Source organism: Amycolatopsis sp. NPDC051903 (assembly GCF_044452505.1).
Taxonomy (GTDB): Bacteria; Actinomycetota; Actinomycetes; order Mycobacteriales; family Pseudonocardiaceae; genus Amycolatopsis.
The window spans coordinates 420,627-438,223 of record NZ_JBITBT010000003.1 but is presented as its reverse complement, the minus strand read 5'-3'; the positions used below and the strand labels follow the sequence as shown (position 1 = coordinate 438,223).

At 71.1% G+C, this 17,597-nt stretch carries 18 protein-coding genes; 14 read left to right on the top strand and 4 right to left on the bottom strand.

The annotated features are described in order from the left end of the window. Window position 1: 1 nt before the first annotated feature. From ACIA77_RS09640 to ACIA77_RS09615, 6 genes are all read left to right on the top strand, one after another. On the top strand, window positions 2-1,552 hold the full coding sequence (locus ACIA77_RS09640) for a hypothetical protein (RefSeq protein ID WP_395885360.1): 1,551 nt from the start codon (window positions 2-4) through the stop codon (window positions 1,550-1,552). After that, window positions 1,549-2,307 (top strand): ESX secretion-associated protein EspG, encoded by a 759-nt coding sequence (locus ACIA77_RS09635; protein WP_395885359.1) that lies wholly within the window; start codon window positions 1,549-1,551, stop codon window positions 2,305-2,307. The genes ACIA77_RS09640 and ACIA77_RS09635 overlap by 4 nt, the downstream gene beginning before the upstream one ends. A 144-nt stretch (window positions 2,308-2,451) precedes the next feature. After that, window positions 2,452-2,763: a hypothetical protein gene (locus ACIA77_RS09630; RefSeq protein WP_395885358.1), complete on the top strand. Its 312-nt coding sequence runs from the start codon at window positions 2,452-2,454 to the stop codon at window positions 2,761-2,763. A gap of 48 nt (window positions 2,764-2,811) precedes the next feature. After that, entirely contained in the window at window positions 2,812-5,025 is a 2,214-nt protein-coding gene (locus ACIA77_RS09625) for a transglycosylase SLT domain-containing protein (protein WP_395885357.1), read from the top strand. Between the two features lie 142 nt (window positions 5,026-5,167). Further along, window positions 5,168-6,334 carry an aminotransferase class I/II-fold pyridoxal phosphate-dependent enzyme gene (locus ACIA77_RS09620; RefSeq protein WP_395885356.1) on the top strand — a complete coding sequence of 389 codons (1,167 nt, stop codon included), beginning with the start codon at window positions 5,168-5,170 and terminating at the stop codon, window positions 6,332-6,334. 121 nt (window positions 6,335-6,455) lie between these two features. Then, window positions 6,456-6,641, top strand: coding sequence for a hypothetical protein (locus ACIA77_RS09615; protein WP_395885355.1), 186 nt, complete (start codon window positions 6,456-6,458; stop codon window positions 6,639-6,641). On the opposite strand, the gene ACIA77_RS09610 is transcribed toward ACIA77_RS09615, so the two are convergent. The 3 genes from ACIA77_RS09610 to ACIA77_RS09600 form a co-directional block, all read right to left on the bottom strand. Beyond that, window positions 6,638-7,459, bottom strand: coding sequence for an SAM-dependent methyltransferase (locus ACIA77_RS09610; RefSeq protein WP_395885354.1), 822 nt, complete (start codon window positions 7,457-7,459; stop codon window positions 6,638-6,640). The genes ACIA77_RS09615 and ACIA77_RS09610 overlap by 4 nt on opposite strands. 85 nt (window positions 7,460-7,544) lie before the next feature. Continuing rightward, on the bottom strand, window positions 7,545-8,126 hold the full coding sequence (locus ACIA77_RS09605; protein ID WP_395885353.1) for an HAD family hydrolase: 582 nt from the start codon (window positions 8,124-8,126) through the stop codon (window positions 7,545-7,547). Further along, window positions 8,123-9,142: a threonine aldolase family protein gene (locus ACIA77_RS09600; protein ID WP_395885352.1), complete on the bottom strand. Its 1,020-nt coding sequence runs from the start codon at window positions 9,140-9,142 to the stop codon at window positions 8,123-8,125. Before ACIA77_RS09600 ends, ACIA77_RS09605 begins: the two co-directional genes overlap by 4 nt. Window positions 9,143-9,277: 135 nt before the next feature. Here ACIA77_RS09600 and ACIA77_RS09595 point away from each other — a divergent pair, with 135 nt between their 5' ends. The 4 genes from ACIA77_RS09595 to ACIA77_RS09580 are packed head-to-tail and all read left to right on the top strand — an operon-like array spanning window position 9,278 to window position 11,534. Beyond that, window positions 9,278-9,787: a SigE family RNA polymerase sigma factor gene (locus ACIA77_RS09595; RefSeq protein WP_395885351.1), complete on the top strand. Its 510-nt coding sequence runs from the start codon at window positions 9,278-9,280 to the stop codon at window positions 9,785-9,787. Continuing rightward, a complete protein-coding gene (locus tag ACIA77_RS09590) occupies window positions 9,780-10,472 on the top strand; it encodes a hypothetical protein (protein ID WP_395885350.1) in 693 nt (230 codons plus the stop codon). Before ACIA77_RS09595 ends, ACIA77_RS09590 begins: the two co-directional genes overlap by 8 nt. A 37-nt stretch (window positions 10,473-10,509) precedes the next feature. Beyond that, on the top strand, window positions 10,510-11,118 hold the full coding sequence (locus tag ACIA77_RS09585) for a TetR/AcrR family transcriptional regulator (RefSeq protein WP_395885349.1): 609 nt from the start codon (window positions 10,510-10,512) through the stop codon (window positions 11,116-11,118). Continuing rightward, window positions 11,115-11,534, top strand: a complete 420-nt coding sequence (locus ACIA77_RS09580) for a DUF4232 domain-containing protein (protein WP_395885348.1) — start codon at window positions 11,115-11,117, stop codon at window positions 11,532-11,534. The genes ACIA77_RS09585 and ACIA77_RS09580 overlap by 4 nt, the downstream gene beginning before the upstream one ends. Window positions 11,535-11,537: 3 nt before the next feature. Here the strand turns inward: ACIA77_RS09580 and ACIA77_RS09575 are convergent, their stop codons facing one another. After that, window positions 11,538-12,242 carry a FadR/GntR family transcriptional regulator gene (locus ACIA77_RS09575; RefSeq protein ID WP_395885347.1) on the bottom strand — a complete coding sequence of 235 codons (705 nt, stop codon included), beginning with the start codon at window positions 12,240-12,242 and terminating at the stop codon, window positions 11,538-11,540. A gap of 164 nt (window positions 12,243-12,406) precedes the next feature. On the opposite strand from ACIA77_RS09575, the gene ACIA77_RS09570 reads away from it, so the two are divergent. From ACIA77_RS09570 to ACIA77_RS09555, 4 genes are read left to right on the top strand one after another with little or no spacing between them, the layout of a single operon-like run. After that, window positions 12,407-13,714: an ABC transporter substrate-binding protein gene (locus ACIA77_RS09570; RefSeq protein WP_395885346.1), complete on the top strand. Its 1,308-nt coding sequence runs from the start codon at window positions 12,407-12,409 to the stop codon at window positions 13,712-13,714. Between the two features lies 1 nt (window position 13,715). Beyond that, window positions 13,716-14,630 (top strand): carbohydrate ABC transporter permease, encoded by a 915-nt coding sequence (locus ACIA77_RS09565; protein ID WP_395885345.1) that lies wholly within the window; start codon window positions 13,716-13,718, stop codon window positions 14,628-14,630. A gap of 2 nt (window positions 14,631-14,632) precedes the next feature. Further along, window positions 14,633-15,520, top strand: coding sequence for a carbohydrate ABC transporter permease (locus tag ACIA77_RS09560; RefSeq protein WP_395885344.1), 888 nt, complete (start codon window positions 14,633-14,635; stop codon window positions 15,518-15,520). Next, window positions 15,517-17,571 (top strand): alpha-galactosidase, encoded by a 2,055-nt coding sequence (locus tag ACIA77_RS09555; protein WP_395885343.1) that lies wholly within the window; start codon window positions 15,517-15,519, stop codon window positions 17,569-17,571. Before ACIA77_RS09560 ends, ACIA77_RS09555 begins: the two co-directional genes overlap by 4 nt. Window positions 17,572-17,597: the final 26 nt, after the last annotated feature.

Below are 17,597 nucleotides of genomic sequence, written 5' to 3'. Positions count from 1 at the left end.
CGTGGAGATCTCCGACCTCGCGGGCAGGATCCGCGACCACCGCTTCGACGGCTGGACCGACACCGCCATCGCCGACGAGATCCAGAAGTTCTCCGACGGCGACGGCATCGGCAGCATCGGCACGGCCGTCGACGCGCTCAAGGCCGTCGCGACCGCGCTCGCCGAGACCGACCAGACGCTGCGGACGCAGCTGACCAAGCTCGGCGTCGAGTGGCAGAGCCAGGCCGGCGGCGCGGCCGGGCAGGTCCTCACCGAGCAGGCCGGTTTCTCGCAGGACGCCACGCGCAAGGTGGCGCACGCGGCGGAACTGCTGTTCACGCAAGGCGAAGCCTTCAACCGCACCAAGTTCAAGCTGCCCGACCCCGACACGCTCCTGAAGGGCGCGGGCGGCTACACGCTCGGCGACAACCTGCTCAGCCTGATCGGCTTCGAGACCGACCACGCCGACGCCGTCGACGCGGCGCAGAACTCGCGCAGCCAGGCGCTCGAGGCGCTGAACGCGTACGCGCAGCAGAGCGGGGAGAACCTGCTGCAGGCCGAGCCGCTGAACCAGCCGCAGTCGTTGTCGATGACGCAGCCGGACGACCAGCAGAGCGCGCTGGGCCTCGCGGGGTCGGCCGTGGACTTGACGCCGGACGGCGGCGTGCGCCCGGCCTCGGCGTCGGTGCAGTCGCGGCACGTCGAGCCGCCGGTGGTGCAGCCGGTGGCGCAGCACGTCGATCCGCCGACGCCCGCGTACGGGATCCAGGCGCCGGTGCGGCCGGGTGGGTCGGCCGGCCCGGGTGGGTACACGGCGCCCGCCGCGGCCGGGATCCCCGCGGTTCCGCCGCCTCCGCCGGTGCCGGGCCGGCCGCCGATGGGGACGCCGCCGCCTCCGGCCGGGTGGGAGGTGCCGCCCGGACGTGGCGGGCAGGCGCCGCAGCCGGGATTCGGTTCGCCCGGTGGCCCGACGTGGGGTGGCTCGGGTGGCGGGCCGGGTGTTTCCGGTCGTGGGTTCGTACCCGGTGCTCCCGGGGGCGCGGCTCCCGGTGGTGCACCTGCGGGCGGTTCGTCGACGGGCGTCGACGGGGTCCTCGGCCGGGCGCCCGGCGGGGGAACCGGTGGTGGTGACCCGGCGCTGGGCCGCGGCCGGCTGGTCGGCAGTGGGCCGGCCTCGCCCGTCGTGCCCGAGGGCAGCGCGGGATCGCCGATCGCGCCGAAGCCGGGCGTGTCACCCGGAGAGCTCGGCGCGGGCGCCGCGGCGCTGGGCGCGGGGGCCGGGGCCAGCGCGCTGGCCGGCGACCGCGAACGGCAGGGCCGCGGGTTCGGCGGCCCCGCGAAGGGACCGGTGAGCCCGCTGCCGGTGGAGCTGCCTGAAGAAGAGGCGACCGCGCTGCGCAAGACCGAGCAGATCACGCCCGAGCAGCCGTCGGGCGACCCGAAGTTCCTGGGCCCCGCGGCGACGCAGAGCGAAGACGACGGCGAGCACGTGCGCCGCTTCGGCGTCGACGACAAGGACCTGTTCACCGACCGCCGCCTGGTCTCCGACGACGTGATCGGCGACGACGCGTGAACCTGGTGCTCTCGACGCTCGAGTTCGACGTGCTGTGGGAATCGCTCGAGCTGGGCCGCCGCCCGGCCGCGCTCGGCGTCCCGTCGCCCGGTGCCACGCACTCCGCCCGCGCCGCGCTGGTCGAGGAAGCTTGGGCGGGGCTCAGCCGCCGTCGCCTCGCGCGCGGGCGCCGTCCGTCGGGCGAGCTGTTCGACCGGCTGCACCTACTGGCGAGCCCGCAGCTGGCCGTCGACGTGTGGGTGTGGGCCGACCGCGAAATCCACGGCCGCGCCGTCAGCCGCGGCAGCCAGGCCGTGCTGGGCGTCGTCGACCGCGACGAGGTCTGGCTCATCCCCGCCGACGAGGGTTCACTGGCCGAAGCCGCCGTCCCCGTCGCCGGCGACCTCGCCCCGGGCGTCGGCCAGAGCGTCTCGGTGCCCCACACCGCACTCGTCGGCGCCGACACCGAAGCCGGCGGCGACGCGAAGGCTTTGGTCACCGCCTTGGAAGACCGCGGCCTGGCGCTGTGGGAAGCGCAGGAGCTCGCGGGCATGCTGCTCGGCCAGCAGGCCCGCGGCCAGTTCACCGCCGAGCGCACCCTCCGCGACGGCACGATCCGCCGTTCGCCCCACCCCACCGCCTTCTTCGACACCGACGCCGGCCGCTACCTCTTCCACCTCACCCCGGACTCCGACGGAGCCACCTGGGCCACGATCACCCCGGCCGACAACGCGGTGCTGATCGAGCGGGTGCGCGAATTGCAAGCCGCGTTGTGAACCGTTCCCGGCACGCTGGGGTGGATTCCGCGAAGATCCGTACCGGCGGTGCGCGGCAGGTCTTAAAGTGGGCCGGGAACCGACCTGGTCACCGTCACGTCTGATCGGGCGGACACCAGTTTTTCGCGAAGGGGGAACCGGACTGTGCCTGTCTACGACGTCGACTCGATGGCGATCGCGGCGCGTCAGGTGGAGAAGCTGAAGGACGAGTTCCAGAAGTCCAAGGCGAAACTCACCGGTATGGACCACGAGAAGGACAGCCCGTTCGGCGGGATGCCCGGTTCGGCCGACGCGCACAGCGCGGTCGGCGAGTTCAAGAACGGTGTGCACAGCCAGTTCGACGCCGCCGGGGAGCACATGGACGCGCTTTCGTCCGCCATGCGCCGAGCCGCCGGCCTCCTGGCCGAAATGGACGACGTCGCGAAGAGTGACATCACCGTGCACCGGGACGAATAAGACACAACGGCACAATTCGCGGGACGGGAAAACAGGGGGAGTTACGAAGTGGCTTTGGATGCGACCGGTGCCGGGACCCCGGACAACTGGAAGGCGTTCACCGACAAGGTCGACCAGGTCGCCAAGCTGAACGTCGACGCGATCAACAAGGCCGCCGACCAGTTCCGCGGCGCCGCGACCGACGCGGGTGACCACTCGCAGGCGCTGGACAACACGACGAAGGCGCTCGACGGCGGCGTCTGGTCCGGTCAGGCGGCGGACAACTTCTTCGACTACGTGCGGTCGATCCGCACCGCGGGTGCGAAGGTCGAGGCGCACCTCACCGATGTCGCGAACGACTTGTCGACGTTGGCGAAGAACCTCGGGAACATCAAGACGCAGGTCACCAAGGGCAAGCTGGCGGACGCCGAAAAGGCGGTCAACGACCGCAACCACCGCGCGCAGACCGACATGGACGCGGCGGCCGCCGCGGCCAAGACGGCCGCGGACGAGAAGAAGCCGGCGCCCAGCCCCAGCGCCGACCAGATCAAGGCCACGGCCAAGCAGGACATCAACAACCTGACCACACAGGCCGACGGCGAGGTCCAGGGCCTGCTGACCCAGGCCAACGGCATGATCACCCAGTCCCAGACCCTCATGAAGACCCAGATCGAGGGCGGCTACGACAAGGTCCCGCTCCCCGGCAAGGGTGGCACCCACCCCCAGAGCAGCGGCGGCATCCACACCCACGGCGGTGGCGGAGGCGGCGGCGCCGGCGGTGGTGGCGGCGGCCTCGGCCCCAGCGGCGGCCCGCCCTCCTCGCCCCCGCCCGGCAACGTCCAGCAGTGGATCGAAGAGGCCATCAAGATCCTGCAGGCCAACGGCGTCAACGTCACGGACGCCGACATCAAGAACATCTGGGCGATCATCCAGCACGAATCGGGCGGCAATCCCAACGCGATCAACAACTGGGACTGCGTGCCGCTCGACACGACGATCCTCACGAAGCGCGGCTTGCTCAAGCACCGCGACGTCGAGATCGGTGACGAGACCATCGGCTACAACCCGCAGACGGGCCGCAGCGAGTGGACCCGGGTCACGCGCGTGGTGCACCACGAAAACGCGCCGCTGGTGAGGCTCGCCAACTCGCGGTGGCAGGCGACCACCACGCCGAACCACCGCTGGCTGAACTTCCCGCGGATCTCGGTGGCCCGAGGCGGTCCGGTCACCTGCCCCGAGTGCGGTTACGAGCCGCGGACGACGGGTGCTCCGGCGAACGGCGTGGCCGTCCACCGGAGCAAGGCGCACGGTGTCCGGCCGCAGGCGCAGCAGCACACCCACGCCACCGAGGCGACGTTCGTGACGAGCGACGAGGTGGCCAGCCGCGACCGGATCCTGCTGGCCGCGCCCGCCGACACCGTATCGACGCTCGACGTGACCGTGCGTGAAGCGGCGATCCTCGGCTGGCTCGTCGGCGACGGCCACGTCGAGAATCGACGGCACCGGCCGACGGTCTCGATCGCCCAGTCCAAGCCGGCCATGGTGGCGAAGCTGCGGGAGCTGCTCGACGGGGTGCCGCACGCCCTCTACGTCGACGACCGCGGCGGCTGCGGTCCCCGGCACCAGTTCCGCCTCGACCACGACTACGCGCAGGACCTGCTGGGGCGCGCGGGGCACCCGAAATCCGAAGCGGTGCACCAGGTTCTCGCCATGTCGACCGCGCAGCGCGAAGCCTGGCTCGAAGCGGTGACCGACGCCGAAGGCACGCGGCACCTCCGGCCGGGGTACACGAAACCGAAGGTCACGATCTACCAGGCACCGGGCGAGGTGCTGGAGGCGATCACGCTGGCCGTGTACCTCTCCGGTGCGCGCCCGCGCGTTTCCGTGGTCGACCGGACCGGTGAGCACGAGTCGTGGCGGCAGGAGGCGGCTGTCCGGGCGAACAACCCGGTCGTCACCGGAGCGTTCCTGCAGCGCGACCACGCGGGCCGCGGTGACGTCTGGTGCGTGACGACGGAGCTCGGCACCTGGACCGCCCGGGAGGGTGACCATGTGTTCCTCACGGGCAACTCGAACGCCGCCGCCGGGCACCCGTCCAAGGGACTCATGCAGTGCATCGACTCCACGTTCCAGGCGCACAAGCTCGCCGGCCACGACAACATCTACAACCCGGTCGACAACATCATCGCGGGGGTGCGGTATTCGATCGACCGGTACGGGTCGATCGGGAACGTGCCGGGCATCCAGGCGATGTCGCACGGCGGGGCGTACCGCGGGTACTGACGGCGGCGCCCTGGTGGGAACGGCGCACCACCAACCCGACCAAAAGTAGGCGGACCCCCGACACTGCGTAACCGTTGCTGCGCGAGCCGGACAGCCGTGACTGTGGTCGGATGGGTGGTGAACGGCACAGTAGCCTGGCCGCATGGTCGACATCGGTGCTTTCGGCAGGCCCGCGCTGCGGGCCGGTGTGCCTCCGTTCCACGTGATGGACGTGCTGTCCGCGGCGGGGGCGCGGCAGCGCAGTCACGGGGACCTCGTGTCGCTGGCGGCGGGGCAGCCGTCGGCGCAGGCGCCGGAGGCCGTGCGGCGCAAGGCGCAGGAGGCGTTGCACGAGCACACGCTCGGGTACACCGAGCAGCTCGGCATCCCGGAGCTGCGCGAAGCCGTCGCCGGGCACTACCGCAAGACCTACGACGTGGACGTGACCGCGCAGGACGTCGTGCTGACCACGGGGTCTTCGGGTGGGTTCCTGCTGAGCTTCCTGAGCGCGTTCGACCCGGGGGCGCGGGTGGCGATGGCGCGGCCCGGCTACCCGGCGTACCGGAACCTGCTCAAGGTGCTCGGCTGCGAGGTCGTCGAGTTCGCGACGACCGCCGAGACCAACTTCCAGCCGACCGTCGGCCTGCTCGACGCGCTCGGGCCGCTCGACGGGCTGATCGTGGCGAGCCCCAGCAACCCCACCGGCACGGTGCTGCCGCCGGGGGAGCTCGCGGCCATCTCCGGCTGGTGCGCGAGCCACGGGGTGCAGCTGATCAGCGACGAGATCTACCACGGCATCTCGTACGAGAAACAGCTCGACTGCGCCTGGCAGTACGGCCAGGAAGCCCTCGTCCTCGGCTCGTTCTCGAAGTACTTCGCCATGACCGGCTGGCGGCTCGGCTGGATGCTGGTGCCGCAGCGCCTGCACCGGGCTGTGGACGTGCTGACCGGCAACTTCACGATCTGCCCGCCCGCCCTCGCGCAGTACGCGGCCATCGCGGCGTTCACGCCCGAGTCGTACGCGGAGGCGGACGCGCACGTCGAGCACTACCGGAAGAACCGCGACCGGCTCTTCGCCGGGCTCGAGCGGATCGGCCTCGACAAACTCGCCCCCGCCGAAGGCGCGTTCTACGCGTACGCGGACGTCTCCGAGTTCACCACCGACAGCCTCAGCTGGTGCCAGCGCCTGCTCGCCGACACCGGCGTCGCCATCGCGCCGGGCGTGGACTTCGATCCGGTGGACGGCGGGAAGTTCGTCCGGTTCTCGTTCGCGGGCGCGACCGAGGACATCGACGAAGCCGTCCGCCGCCTGGGGAAATGGCTCCGGTGAACCGGTCAGGGGGAACCCGGAGATCCCCCTGAACGTTGGCCTGGACGAGAGAGTTTTCACGCCGCTGGTGGCAGGCTTGGGGAACCGGGCCGAGGTGGTGCGGGAACGTCATGGAGGAACCATGTTCTGGAAGATCGTCGGAGGGCTCATCGTCGCCTGGATCGCGTTCATGGTCCTCGGCGCGGTGATCGGCTTCGTGTTCAAGGCCGTGCTGTGGATCGCGATCATCGGTGGCGTGGCGTTCCTGGCCACCGCGGGCTACCGCGCGATCAGCGGCAGGAAGGACCCGAGGCGCATCAACCGCTAAGGGACGCGCGCCACCCCGGCGAGCGAGGTGGAGTGCACGCTCGCCAGCGGGGCCAGGCGCGGCCCGTCCGGCCACCACAGATGGGGGTGGGTCAGGCCGGGAGGCAGCAGTTCGAGCCCGGTGAACAGGGACGCGATCTCGGCGCGCGTGCGGTAGCGCGTGTCGAGGCCAGTGCCCGCGAACCGGGTTTCCAGTGAGGTCGCCAGTTCGGCGGCCTCACTGCCGTCCGCGGGGTTGTGGTGGTGCAGCAGCACGAGGTACGAGCCCGGCACCAGCGCGTCGATGTACGACTTCACCACCGCTTGCACCACGGCCAGGTCGGGCACGTGGTGCACGACCGCGCACAGGATGAGGCCCACGGGCCGGTCGAAGTCCAGGTGGGCCACCACGTCGGGGTGCGCCAGCGTGCGTTCGGGGTCGAGCAGGTCGGCGCCGGCCACGTGCGTGTAGTCGTTCTCCGCCAGCACGGCGCGGGCGTGGGCTTGCACGACCGGGTCGTGGTCCACGTACACCACGTGCGCCTCGGGGTTCACGCGTTGCGCGACCTGGTGGGTGTTCTCGACGGTCGGGAAGCCCGAGCCGAGGTCCAGGAACTGGTCGACGCCGAGGCGGGCCGTCAGCAGCCGTACCGCCCGGACGAGCCAGCGGCGCACTTCCTGCGCCATCTTCTGCGCGTGGGGCGACAGTTCGAGGATCTGGCGCAGTACCGCGCGATCGGCGGCGTAGTGGTCTCGTCCGCCCAGCAGGGCGTCGAACACCCGGGCGTTGCTCGGCCGGTCGAAGTCGAGCGGCTCGAGGCGTTCTTCCACAGGCGGCACCTACCGGGGAAGACGATCAGGACGCGCTCAGCTTAGGTGATCGTCTGCACCCCGCGTAGGCGGCCGTGCTGCGAGGGTGAGGGATTCAGCCCAGCGCCGCGCGGGCGGCTTCGGCGCCGTCCCACAGCGCGGCCCGGATCCCGACGGCGCGCGCACCCTCCACATTGGACTCTCGGTCGTCGAAGAACAGGCACTCCTCCGGCTGCGCGCCGAGCTTTTCCAGCAGCAGCCGGAAGATCTCCTCGTCCGGCTTCGCGCACTTCACGTCGCCGGAGAAGAGCGTGATGCGGAAGAGCTTCGCCCACTCCTGCTCGCGAACCCAGCGGCCGAAGGACGCCGGCGCGTTGGACAGCAGCGCCAGCGGCGCCCCGGCTTCCGCCAGGCCTTCGAGCAGTTCGAGCGACGACGGCGCGAGGTTCGACCACCCCGCGACGTCGATCGCCGTGAGCTCCTCCGACATCGCCTCGGTCACGCGCGCGCCCACGCGGTCACCGATCGACGTCCAGTACGCCAGATCGCTCGACCCGCGGTCGTAAGCTTCGCGCACGCCCCAGTACACGGGCTCGAACTCCTCGGGCGCGACGCCCATCGTGGCGGCGAGCTTCGGCAGGGCGGTGGTGCGCGTGCACAGCACCTCGCCGTAGTCGAACACGATCCAGTGGGTCACGCGGCGCCGGCCTTGATGCGGTGCAGCGCCTCGTCGACGGCGGTCGGCGCGAGGTCGCGGTGCAGCACGAACCGCACCTTGCCCGCCATCGGCAGCGCCTGGATGCTGAGCGAGCCCAGCCAGTCGAGCGCCGTGCGCAGGTCCGGGACTTCGGCCAGCACGATGTTGGTGTCCGGCGTGTCGACGCCCCAGCCGTGCTCGGCGAGCCCGGCGGCGAGGCGGCGCGCCTGCTCGTGGGTCTCGGCCAGGTCGTCGACGTTCTCCAGCGCGACCAGGCACGCGGCGGCGAGGACACCGCCCTGGCGCACGCCGCCGCCGAGCATCTGGCGCATGCGCCGCGCCCGCTCCACGAACTCGGCGCTGCCCGCGACGACGGAGCCGACCGGCGCGCCGAGGCCCTTGCTGAAACACGCGGACACGCTGTCGACACCGACCGTCAGCGCGGCCGGCGGCAGGCCCAGCGCGACGGACGCGTGCCAGATGCGGGCGCCGTCGAGGTGGACTTTCAGCCCGGCTTCCTTCGCGACGGCCACCAGCCGCGCGTGCTCGTCGGGCGGGGTGACGGCGCCACCGGCCGCGTTGTGCGTGTTCTCCAGGCACAGCAGCGTGGTGCGCAGCGTGAAATACGGGCCGGGCGTTCCGATGGAGGCGGCGAGCAGCTCGGGCGTGCAGCGGCCCGGGCCGGCGTCGTGCTCCAGGATGTCGGGCATGCCGCCGGCGAGCCACGCGGCGGAGCCGAGTTCGTTGGTGAGCACGTGGGCACCGCGCGTCGCGAGGAACCGGTCGCCGCGCTGGAGGTGCACGGACAGGGCGATCAGGTTCGCCATGGTCCCGCTGGGGGTCCACAGCGCGGCGGGCATGCCGAGCAACCCGGCGACGCGCTCCTCGAGCCGCGCGATGGTCGGGTCGGTGCCGATCACGTTGTCGTCGACCTCGGCCTCGGCCATGGCGGCGCGCATGCGCTGATCCGGGCGGGTGACGGTGTCGGAGCGAAAATCGAGGGGGGTCGAGGTCACGCGGCGATCACATCACACCGCCACCCGCGCGATCAACGGAGCCGGGGGTGGAGGGAATCACCGGTCTCGTGCAACCGTGGACGCCCCCGGTTCCGTCATCCAGGCGGACAGTAGAAGAGCGGAGCAGCAGACCGCGTGGACCAGCGCGACGAACAAGAGTTCGCGGAGTACTTCTCCGCGAAGCGTGACGCCGTGCGCCGGACCGCGTACCTGCTCTGTGGCGATTGGCACAAGGCCGACGACCTCGCCCAGACGGCGTTCGTCGCCCTGCACCGGAGGTGGAAGAAGATCAGGGACCGCGCGGCGACCGACGCGTACGTGCGCAAGACGCTCGTGCGTGCCGTCATCGACGAGTCGCGCCGGCCGTGGCGGCGGGAGTGGCAGACCGAGGTGCTGCCCGAACCGGCGTCGGACGACCCGGGGCTCGCCGAGCGCATCGCCACGCGGGAGGACCTGCTCGCGGCGCTGAAGGAGGTGCCGCCGAAGCAGCGGGCGGTGCTCGTGCTGCGCTTCTTCGAGGGCTTGGACGTGACGGCCGCGGCCGGGGTGCTGGGCTGCAGCGAGGGCAACGTGAAGAGCCAGACCGCGCGCGGGCTGGCGAACCTGCGACAGGTACTGGACCGGGAGGTGGAGACGAATGGATGAGCGCGACCTCGAGACGATGTTCTCCGGCGCTCCCGGCGACGTACCGCCCCCGACGTTCGACGTCGACGACGTCGTGCGCGAGTCCAAGCGGCAGACGCTGCGGCGGCGCAACCGCATCGCCGCTGGTGGGGCCGCGGTCGCGCTGGCCGCGGTCGGCTTCGGGACGTTCGGCCTCGTGGCCGGGAAGCCCGATTCGGGTGCGGTGATGAATTCGGCCGCCGGACCCGTGCAACCCAGCGCGTCGGCCATGCGTCCTCTGGGTACTGGAGAGGGGAATGACTTCCCGGCTCAGCCGTCTCGGCAGGGAGACAGCGGTGACGGGAGGACCGGCCCTCGGGTCGAAGGCGCCTCCGGGTGCACGGTGGACTGGGAGCTCGCCACAGCCCTCGCTGGCGAGCTCCCAGGCCACTTCTCCGCCGCCAACGCCTCTCCGGGCAGCGCCTGTACGACGGGTGCGCTCGGCGCCGGGTTCCCGGTTCCCGACGGGATGATCTCGGCCGCCGTCTTCGCGCGCGGCGCTCCGGTGACGGTGCCCGCCCAGCCGGCGGGCGCGGTCACGGTGCGTGCCGCCACCGGTACCGGCGGGACCCTCGTGCTCGTCAGCGCTCCGGGTACTTCCGGGCAACCTGTTCCGTACGTAGGTGACCTGGGTCGGTTCCTGGCGTCGCTGGCCCCCCGGTTCTGACGGGCCCCCGACCCCTCGGCTGGCAGAATGACCGGCCATGACGGCAGCAGCGACCACCCCCAAGGGCGAGCGCCGGCGAGCGACGCTCGTCGAAGCCGCAGCGGAGCTGCTCGCCGAAGGCGGGTTCGACGCCGTGCGCCACCGCGCCGTCGCCGAACGGGCCGGTCTGCCGCTGGCGTCGACCACGTACTACTTCGACTCGCTCGAAGACCTGGTGACCGCCGCGGTCGAACACCACTCGCAGGTCGAGCTCGCCAACGGGCGCCAGCAGCTCGAGGAGCTGGCGACCCGCAACCGCGGCGTGCAGGCCACGGTGGAACTCGTGCTGGACCTCCTGCTCGGCCCGCCCAGCGGCGACCCGGAAGCCGACGCGGAAGCCGTGCTGCTGCGCTACGAACGCTTGGTGGCCACCGGCCGGCGCCCGTACCTGCGGCCGTTGATGCGGACGTTGTCCGACCAGCTGAACGAGCTGCTGCTGGCGATCTTCACCCGCTCCGGCACCCCCGTGACCCCCGCGGAGCTCGAAAAGCTCGTCGCCCTGGTCGACGGCGCCGTCGTGAACGCCCTCATCGCCATCGACCCGGCCCCCCGCGCCGCGGCGGCGCGGATGCTTCAGGCCGCGCTGGCGGAGTCCCACTCGGCATGAGTGAAGTCCCGCTGTGCGGTCCTGATGACCTGGCCGTTTCGCTGTACTGGGAACGCGACGGCCAGGGTCTGCGCGGCACCGTCGTCGCGGAGAACGTCGGGACGCGCACATGCCGGTCGGGGATGAAGCCGGGCGTTCAGCCGCTCGGCCTCGACGGTGTCCCCTTGCCGACTGACACTCTCGTGTCCGCCGAAATGCGACGCCCCGCGCACGTCGTGCTGGAACCCGGCGACCGTGCGGCCGCCCCCGTCTCGTGGCGAAACTGGACCGGTGCCCCGGCCGGTGACCGCGCGATCGTCGGCTGGAACGGTGGCGAATCCGTCGTCGTCGTCGAGGTCGATGCACCGCGACAGCCCGGGTGCCGACCGGGAGTGCCGGAGAACCTCACTTCGAGCTGGTTCAACCCGTTGGATTGATGCTCAGTGCCGCGATTTCTTCGCCCGGTCCAAGTCGTCGCGGGACTTCGTCACGAGGGCGAGCATGGCGGTCTCCGCGGCGGCCGGGTCGCGGGAGGTGATGGCGTCCAGGACCTTGCGGTGGCTGGGGACCGGGTTGTCCGACGGGCCGGAGCCGTGGACGAGTTTGTCGCGTTCGGCGAGGCCGATGGCGATGACGCGTTCGACCTGGAGGAGGAAGTTGTTGTGCGTGGCGGCCATCAGGGCGCGGTGGAAGGTCAGGTCGGCGCGGACGCTGGCCTCCGGGTCGTCCCCGGCGGTGGCCATGTCGTCCAGCGCGGTGCGCAGGGCGGCGAGGTCTTCGTCGCCCGCGCGTTCGGCGGCGATGCGCGCGGCGGCGGGTTCCACGACGGCGCGGACCTCCGTCAGCTCGTCGAGCAGGCCCGGGTTGTCGCTCGCCGCGGTCTGCCAGCGCATGACGTCGGCGTCGAGCACGTTCCACTGGTCGCGGGGCTGCACGAACGTCCCGCGCTTCTGCCGCGCGTCGATCATGCCCTTGGCGGCCAGCACTTTCAGCGCCTCGCGCAGCGCGGTGAGGCTGATGTCCAGCTCTTCGCGCAGCGCGGGCAGGTCCAGCACGGTGCCCTCGCCCCATTCGTCCGAAAGGATCCGGGCGGCGAGCGTTTCCACGGTCTGGCCGTGCAGACCGCGGGGCCGGTGTTCGGTCACTGTGGATCCCCTCAGTCGGCAGTGCGGAGTCATCGTACCTCGGACCCGATTACGTCATAAATTATGAATACATCTTGACAGGTGTCACCCCGGTTGCAAGTCTGTGCCAGCAGTTACTCCCCGGCAGGGGAGCGACGCTCCATTCAGACAAAGGGGTCACCGCGATGACGACTGCAGAAGGCCTGTCCCGCCGTCATTTCCTGCGCAACGCCGGCCTCGTCGGCCTGGGCGCGCTCGGTTCGAGCAGCTTCCTCGCCGCGTGCGCCACCTCGGCCTCCAACGGCCCGGTGAAACAGGCCGCCGGTGCGGTCACCGTCCAGTCCAACCTCTCGTCGCCGCAGGCGAAGGTCGCCATCGAGGCGCTCGCCAAGGCGTTCAGCGACAAGGGCGGGGCGAAGGCGACGGTCAACACGGTCGCGTCGGAGACGTTCCGCACGCAGCTGCCGAGCTACCTGACCTCGGCGAACCCGCCCGACACCTTCACCTGGTACCCGGGTTCGCTGCTGTCCGGCTACGCCCAGAAGGGCCTGCTGCTCGACGTCGGCGACGTGTGGCAGACGATGGGCAACTACTCCCAGGCCATGCGCTCGCTCTCCGGCGACGGCGCCGGCCACCAGGTGTTCGTGCCCACGAGCTACTACTGGTGGGGCTTCTTCTACCGCAAGTCCAACTTCGCCAAGTGGGGCGTGAAGCCGCCGACGAACTGGAGCGAGTTCCTCGCGCTGTGCGAGACGCTGAAGGGCAAGGGCATCTCGCCGATCGGCATGGGTGCGGGCGGCAACACGCAGTGGACCGCCTCGGCGTGGTTCGACTACCTCAACATCCGCATCAACGGCGCCCAGTTCCACCGCCAGCTGCTCGCCGGCAAGCAGCGCTTCGACGACCCGAAGGTCAAGAAGGTCTTCGACCCGTGGCGCCAGGCGCTGCCCTACACCGACCCGAACGGCACGGCCATCGCGTTCCAGGACGCCACCACGGTGCTGCTGCAGGGCAAGACCGGCATGGTGCTCACCGGCACCTTCTTCGCCGACGCCGCCCCGAAGGACGCCCTCGACGACCTCGACTTCTTCCAGTTCCCGATCCTCGACCCGAGCGTGCCGGTCGCGGAGGAGGGGCCGACCGACGGCTTCTTCGCCAGCTCCCGCACGCCGCACGTGGCCGAGGTCAAGGAGTGGTTCAAGTACGTCGCCACGGCCGAGGCGCAGGAGCTCTACATCAAGAACTCCTCCGGCACGGTGCTGCCCGCGAACCCGTCGGCCAAGGACTCCGGCACGCCGCTGGTCCAAAAGGGACGGAAGCTGCTCAACGACGCCAAGGAGCTCACGCAGTTCTTCAACCGCGACTCCTCCGACGCGCTGCAGCCGACGGCCGACGCCGCGCTGATCCGCTTCATCCAGAAGCCCAACGAGCTCGACTCGATCCTGAGCGACTGGCAGACGGCCGCCCAGAAGGTCTGGCAGGGGCAGAGCTGACATGGCGGTGCTCGCAGCTCCGGCTGCCCCGGTGAAGCGCCGACGGCGCGCGGTCCGCCGCGTGCCGCCGGTGCTGCTCCTGTTCGTGCTCGTCCCGGTCGCCGTCGAGGGCTTCTGGGTGTTCTGGCCCGCGCTGCAGGGGTTCTACCTGTCGCTGACCAAGTGGGACGGCGTGTCCGCGCCGGAGTTCGTCGGGCTCGGCAACTACGCCGAGATGTTCACCGACGACATCTTCGGCACGGCCGCGCTCGACACCGTGATCTGGCTCGTGCTGTTCGGCGGCCTTTCGGCGGTGGGCGGGCTCGGCCTGGCCATGCTGCTGAACCGCGACCGCAAGGGCGTCGGGTTCTACCGGGCCGCGCTGTTCACGCCCGTGGTGTTCTCGCTGGTCGCGACCGCGCTGATCTGGCAGGTGATCTACCAGCCCGACGGCGTGTTCAACAAGATCCTCGGCGGCCTCGGCCTGAGCAGCTGGGAACACCCCTGGCTCGCCGACCCCAAGACGGCGCTGTACGCGGTGCTGGTGCCGGCGCTGTGGCGCCAGCTCGGCTACGTGATGGTGCTGTACCTGGCCGGGCTCAAGGGCATCGACCCCGCGCTGTACGAAGCGGCCCGGCTCGACGGGGCCACGGCGTGGCAGCAGTTCCGGCACGTGACGTGGCCGCAGCTGCGCAGCGTCAACTCGGTGGTCCTGTCGGTGATCATCATCGACTCGCTGCGGTCGTTCGACGTGGTGTGGTCGATGACGAAGGGCGGGCCGTACCACTCGTCCGAGTTGCTGAGCACCTACATGTACTCCACCGCGTTCCAGTCGCTGCGGCTCGGCTACGCGTCCGCGCTGGCCGTGGTGATCTTCATCCTCGCGTTCGGCGTGATCGTGACCTACCTCGTGCGGGCGTTCCGGGAGGACCAGTGAGCGTGACCACGACCCGGCCGGCGCCCGCGTCCGCGCCGGAGCGGCGGGTGCCGGCGAAGCGCAACCACCGCAACCAGCGCCGCACGTTCGGCTTCCACTTCGTGGCGGCCGGCCTGTCGATCCTGTGGCTGCTGCCCATCGTGCTCGTGCTCACCACGAGCGTGCGGTCTTTTTCGGACATCGCGAGCAACGGCCTGGGCTCGCTGCCGCACTCGTTCGACCTCGGCTCGTTCGGTGAGGCGTGGGGCGTCGGCGGCGGTGGCCAGGCGATGCTCAACAGCCTCATCGTCACGATCCCGACCGTGCTGCTGTCACTGCTGCTCGCCTCGGCCGCGGCGTTCGCGCTGAGCCGGTTCCAGATCCCGTTCCGGCGCACGATCATCCTCGTGATGCTCTCGGGCAACCTGCTGCCGCCGCAGATCCTGCTGGTGCCGGTGTCGAAGCTGTCGGAGCTGCTCGGCATCTACGACACGCTCACCGCGCTCATCATCGTGCAGGTGGGCTTCGGCCTCGGCTTCTACACGTTCGTGCTGCAGGGGTTCATGCGGTCCATCCCGGACGAGATCCAGCAGGCCGCGCTCATCGACGGTGCCGGCGCGATCGCCATCTTCTGGCGGATCATCCTGCCCATGACCCGCCCGGCGCTGGCGGCGCTCGGCGCACTGGCGTTCACCTGGACGTTCAACGACCTGCTGTGGTCGATCACCGTGCTGCGCACCGAGTCCGTGATGCCGGTGACGCCGGCGCTGCTCGGCCTGCAGGGCCAGTACGTGTCCAACTGGAACGTGATCGCGGCGGGTTCGGTGATCGCCGCCGTGCCGACCGTGGCCGTGTTCCTGCGGTTCCAGAAGCACTTCATCTCCGGACTCGCGATCGGGGCGATCAAGTGACCAACCGGTGGACGCTCGAACTCGAGTCCACTTCGTACACCGTCGCGCTGGAACCGGAAGACCGGTGGCTGGAGCTCGTCGCGTGGGGTCCCCGCGGCGTCGAGCACGGGCCGTCGCCGCTGGCCAACCGCGGCTCCGTGCACTTCATCACGGACGCGGACGCCGCGCCGGTCGAGTACGCGCCGCGCGGCCTGCGGCCGTTCTCGGGTGCGGATCTGGCCGTGGCCGGTGATTCGTGGTGGCGGTTCGCGGCCGACGAGTCCACGGACACCGAGCTGCGGTTGGCCTTCACCGACGAGGTGACGGGCCTGCGCGCGGTCCAGTGCTACCGCGCCGAACCGGGCACGGACGTGCTGTGCCGCTGGGTCGAGTTCACCAACACCGGCTCCGCGGCGATCAGCATCGACCGCCTCGGCTCGGCGGGCGTGTGCGTGCCGACCGGCTCGAAGGGCGCCCGGCTGACGTACCTGACCGGCCAGTGGTCGCAGGAGTTCACGCGCCGCTCGACCGTGCTCGAAGCCGGCGGCTTCCGGATGGAAAGCCGCTTCGGCGTGCCGGGCCACCAGTACGTGCCGTGGCTCGCCGTGCAGGATGCGGCTGAAGCCGACGGCCCCGCGTACGGCGTTTCCCTGGCCTGGTCGGGTTCGTGGGAGATCGACGCGGAGATCGAGCCCAGCGGTCTCACCCGCGTGCGCGCCGGTCGCCTGCCCAGCCCGGGCCCGGTCGTCCTGGAGCCGGGCGCGTCGCTGACCACTCCCGAGCTGGCGCTGGCGTCCAGTGTGGACGGCCTCGGCGGGTTGGCCGGCGGGTGGCACGCGTACTCCCGCAAGCTCGCCGGCCCGCGGCTGGCCAACCGGCGCCCGGTGCTCTACAACTCGTGGGAAGCCACGGGGTTCGAGGTCCTCGGCTCGCGCCAGCTCGACCTCGCCCGGCAGGCCGCGGACCTGGGTGTGGAGCTGTTCGTGGTCGACGACGGGTGGTTCGTCGGCCGCGACGACGACACCGGCGGCCTCGGCGACTGGACGCCCGAGCAGTCGTCGTTCGAAGGCGGTTTCGGCGCGTTCGTGGAGTCCGTGCGCGCGCTGGGCCTCGACTTCGGCCTGTGGGTCGAGCCCGAGGCGATCAGCCCGAAGTCGAAGCTCTACGCCGAACACCCCGACTGGGTCTACCGCGTCGACGGCCGGCCGGCGACGCTGATCCGCAACCAGCTGCTGCTCGACCTCGGCAAGCCCGAGGTGTTCGAGTACGTGCGCGGGTTCCTCGACGACCTGCTCACCGCGTACCCGATCAGTTACCTCAAGTGGGACATGAACCGCCCGCCGACCGAACGCGGCCGCCCGGGTGCGCCCACGGCGGATCTGGACGCCGAGCACGTCGCGAACTACCACCGGCTGCTCGACCACCTGCGCGCGACGTACCCCGAGCTGATCGTCGAATCGTGCGCCGGCGGCGGGGGCCGCACGGATCTGGCCACGGTGTCGCGCAGCGACGTCGTGTGGCCCAGCGACAACACCGCGCCGCTCGACCGCCTGCGCATCCAGGACGGTTTCCTGCTGGCGCACGCGCCGCACCTGATGAGCTCGTGGGTCACCGACGCCCCCGGCGTCTTCGACCCGCGCCCGCGCTCGCTGCGGTTCCGCTTCGTGCTCGCCATGGCGGGGGTGCTCGGCATCGGCGCGGACCTGAGCCACTGGAGCACCGAGCAGCGCAAGGAAGCCGCGGAGCTGATCGCGCGGTACAAGGCGCTGCGCACGACCATCCACACGGGACGGTGCCGGGTCCTGGCGGGACCCGGTGAGCCCACGGCGGCGACGCAGTACACGCTGGGCGAGCAGACCGTGGTGCTGGCGTGGAGCACCGGCGAGCTCGTCGGCACGCCGCTGGTGCCGGGCCGGTCCTCGCGGATCCGGCTGCACGGCCTGGACGCGGCCGCCACCTACCGCGACGAGGACGGCCAGGAGTATTCCGGCGCCCACCTCACGCACGCCGGCCTGCCGATCGAGTGGACCGCCGAGCGCGACGCGGACGTGTTCGTCCTGACCCGGGTCTGAACACAGCAGAACGCCCTGCCGGCTTG

Coding starts and splice junctions, on each gene's coding strand:
- ACIA77_RS09580 (WP_395885348.1), top strand. CDS start 11,115: ATGAGTGAAGTCCCGCTGTGCGGTCCTGATGACCTGGCCGTTTCGCTG.
- ACIA77_RS09615 (WP_395885355.1), top strand. CDS start 6,456: ATGTTCTGGAAGATCGTCGGAGGGCTCATCGTCGCCTGGATCGCGTTC.
- ACIA77_RS09585 (WP_395885349.1), top strand. CDS start 10,510: ATGACGGCAGCAGCGACCACCCCCAAGGGCGAGCGCCGGCGAGCGACG.
- ACIA77_RS09570 (WP_395885346.1), top strand. CDS start 12,407: ATGACGACTGCAGAAGGCCTGTCCCGCCGTCATTTCCTGCGCAACGCC.
- ACIA77_RS09590 (WP_395885350.1), top strand. CDS start 9,780: ATGGATGAGCGCGACCTCGAGACGATGTTCTCCGGCGCTCCCGGCGAC.
- ACIA77_RS09565 (WP_395885345.1), top strand. CDS start 13,716: ATGGCGGTGCTCGCAGCTCCGGCTGCCCCGGTGAAGCGCCGACGGCGC.
- ACIA77_RS09620 (WP_395885356.1), top strand. CDS start 5,168: ATGGTCGACATCGGTGCTTTCGGCAGGCCCGCGCTGCGGGCCGGTGTG.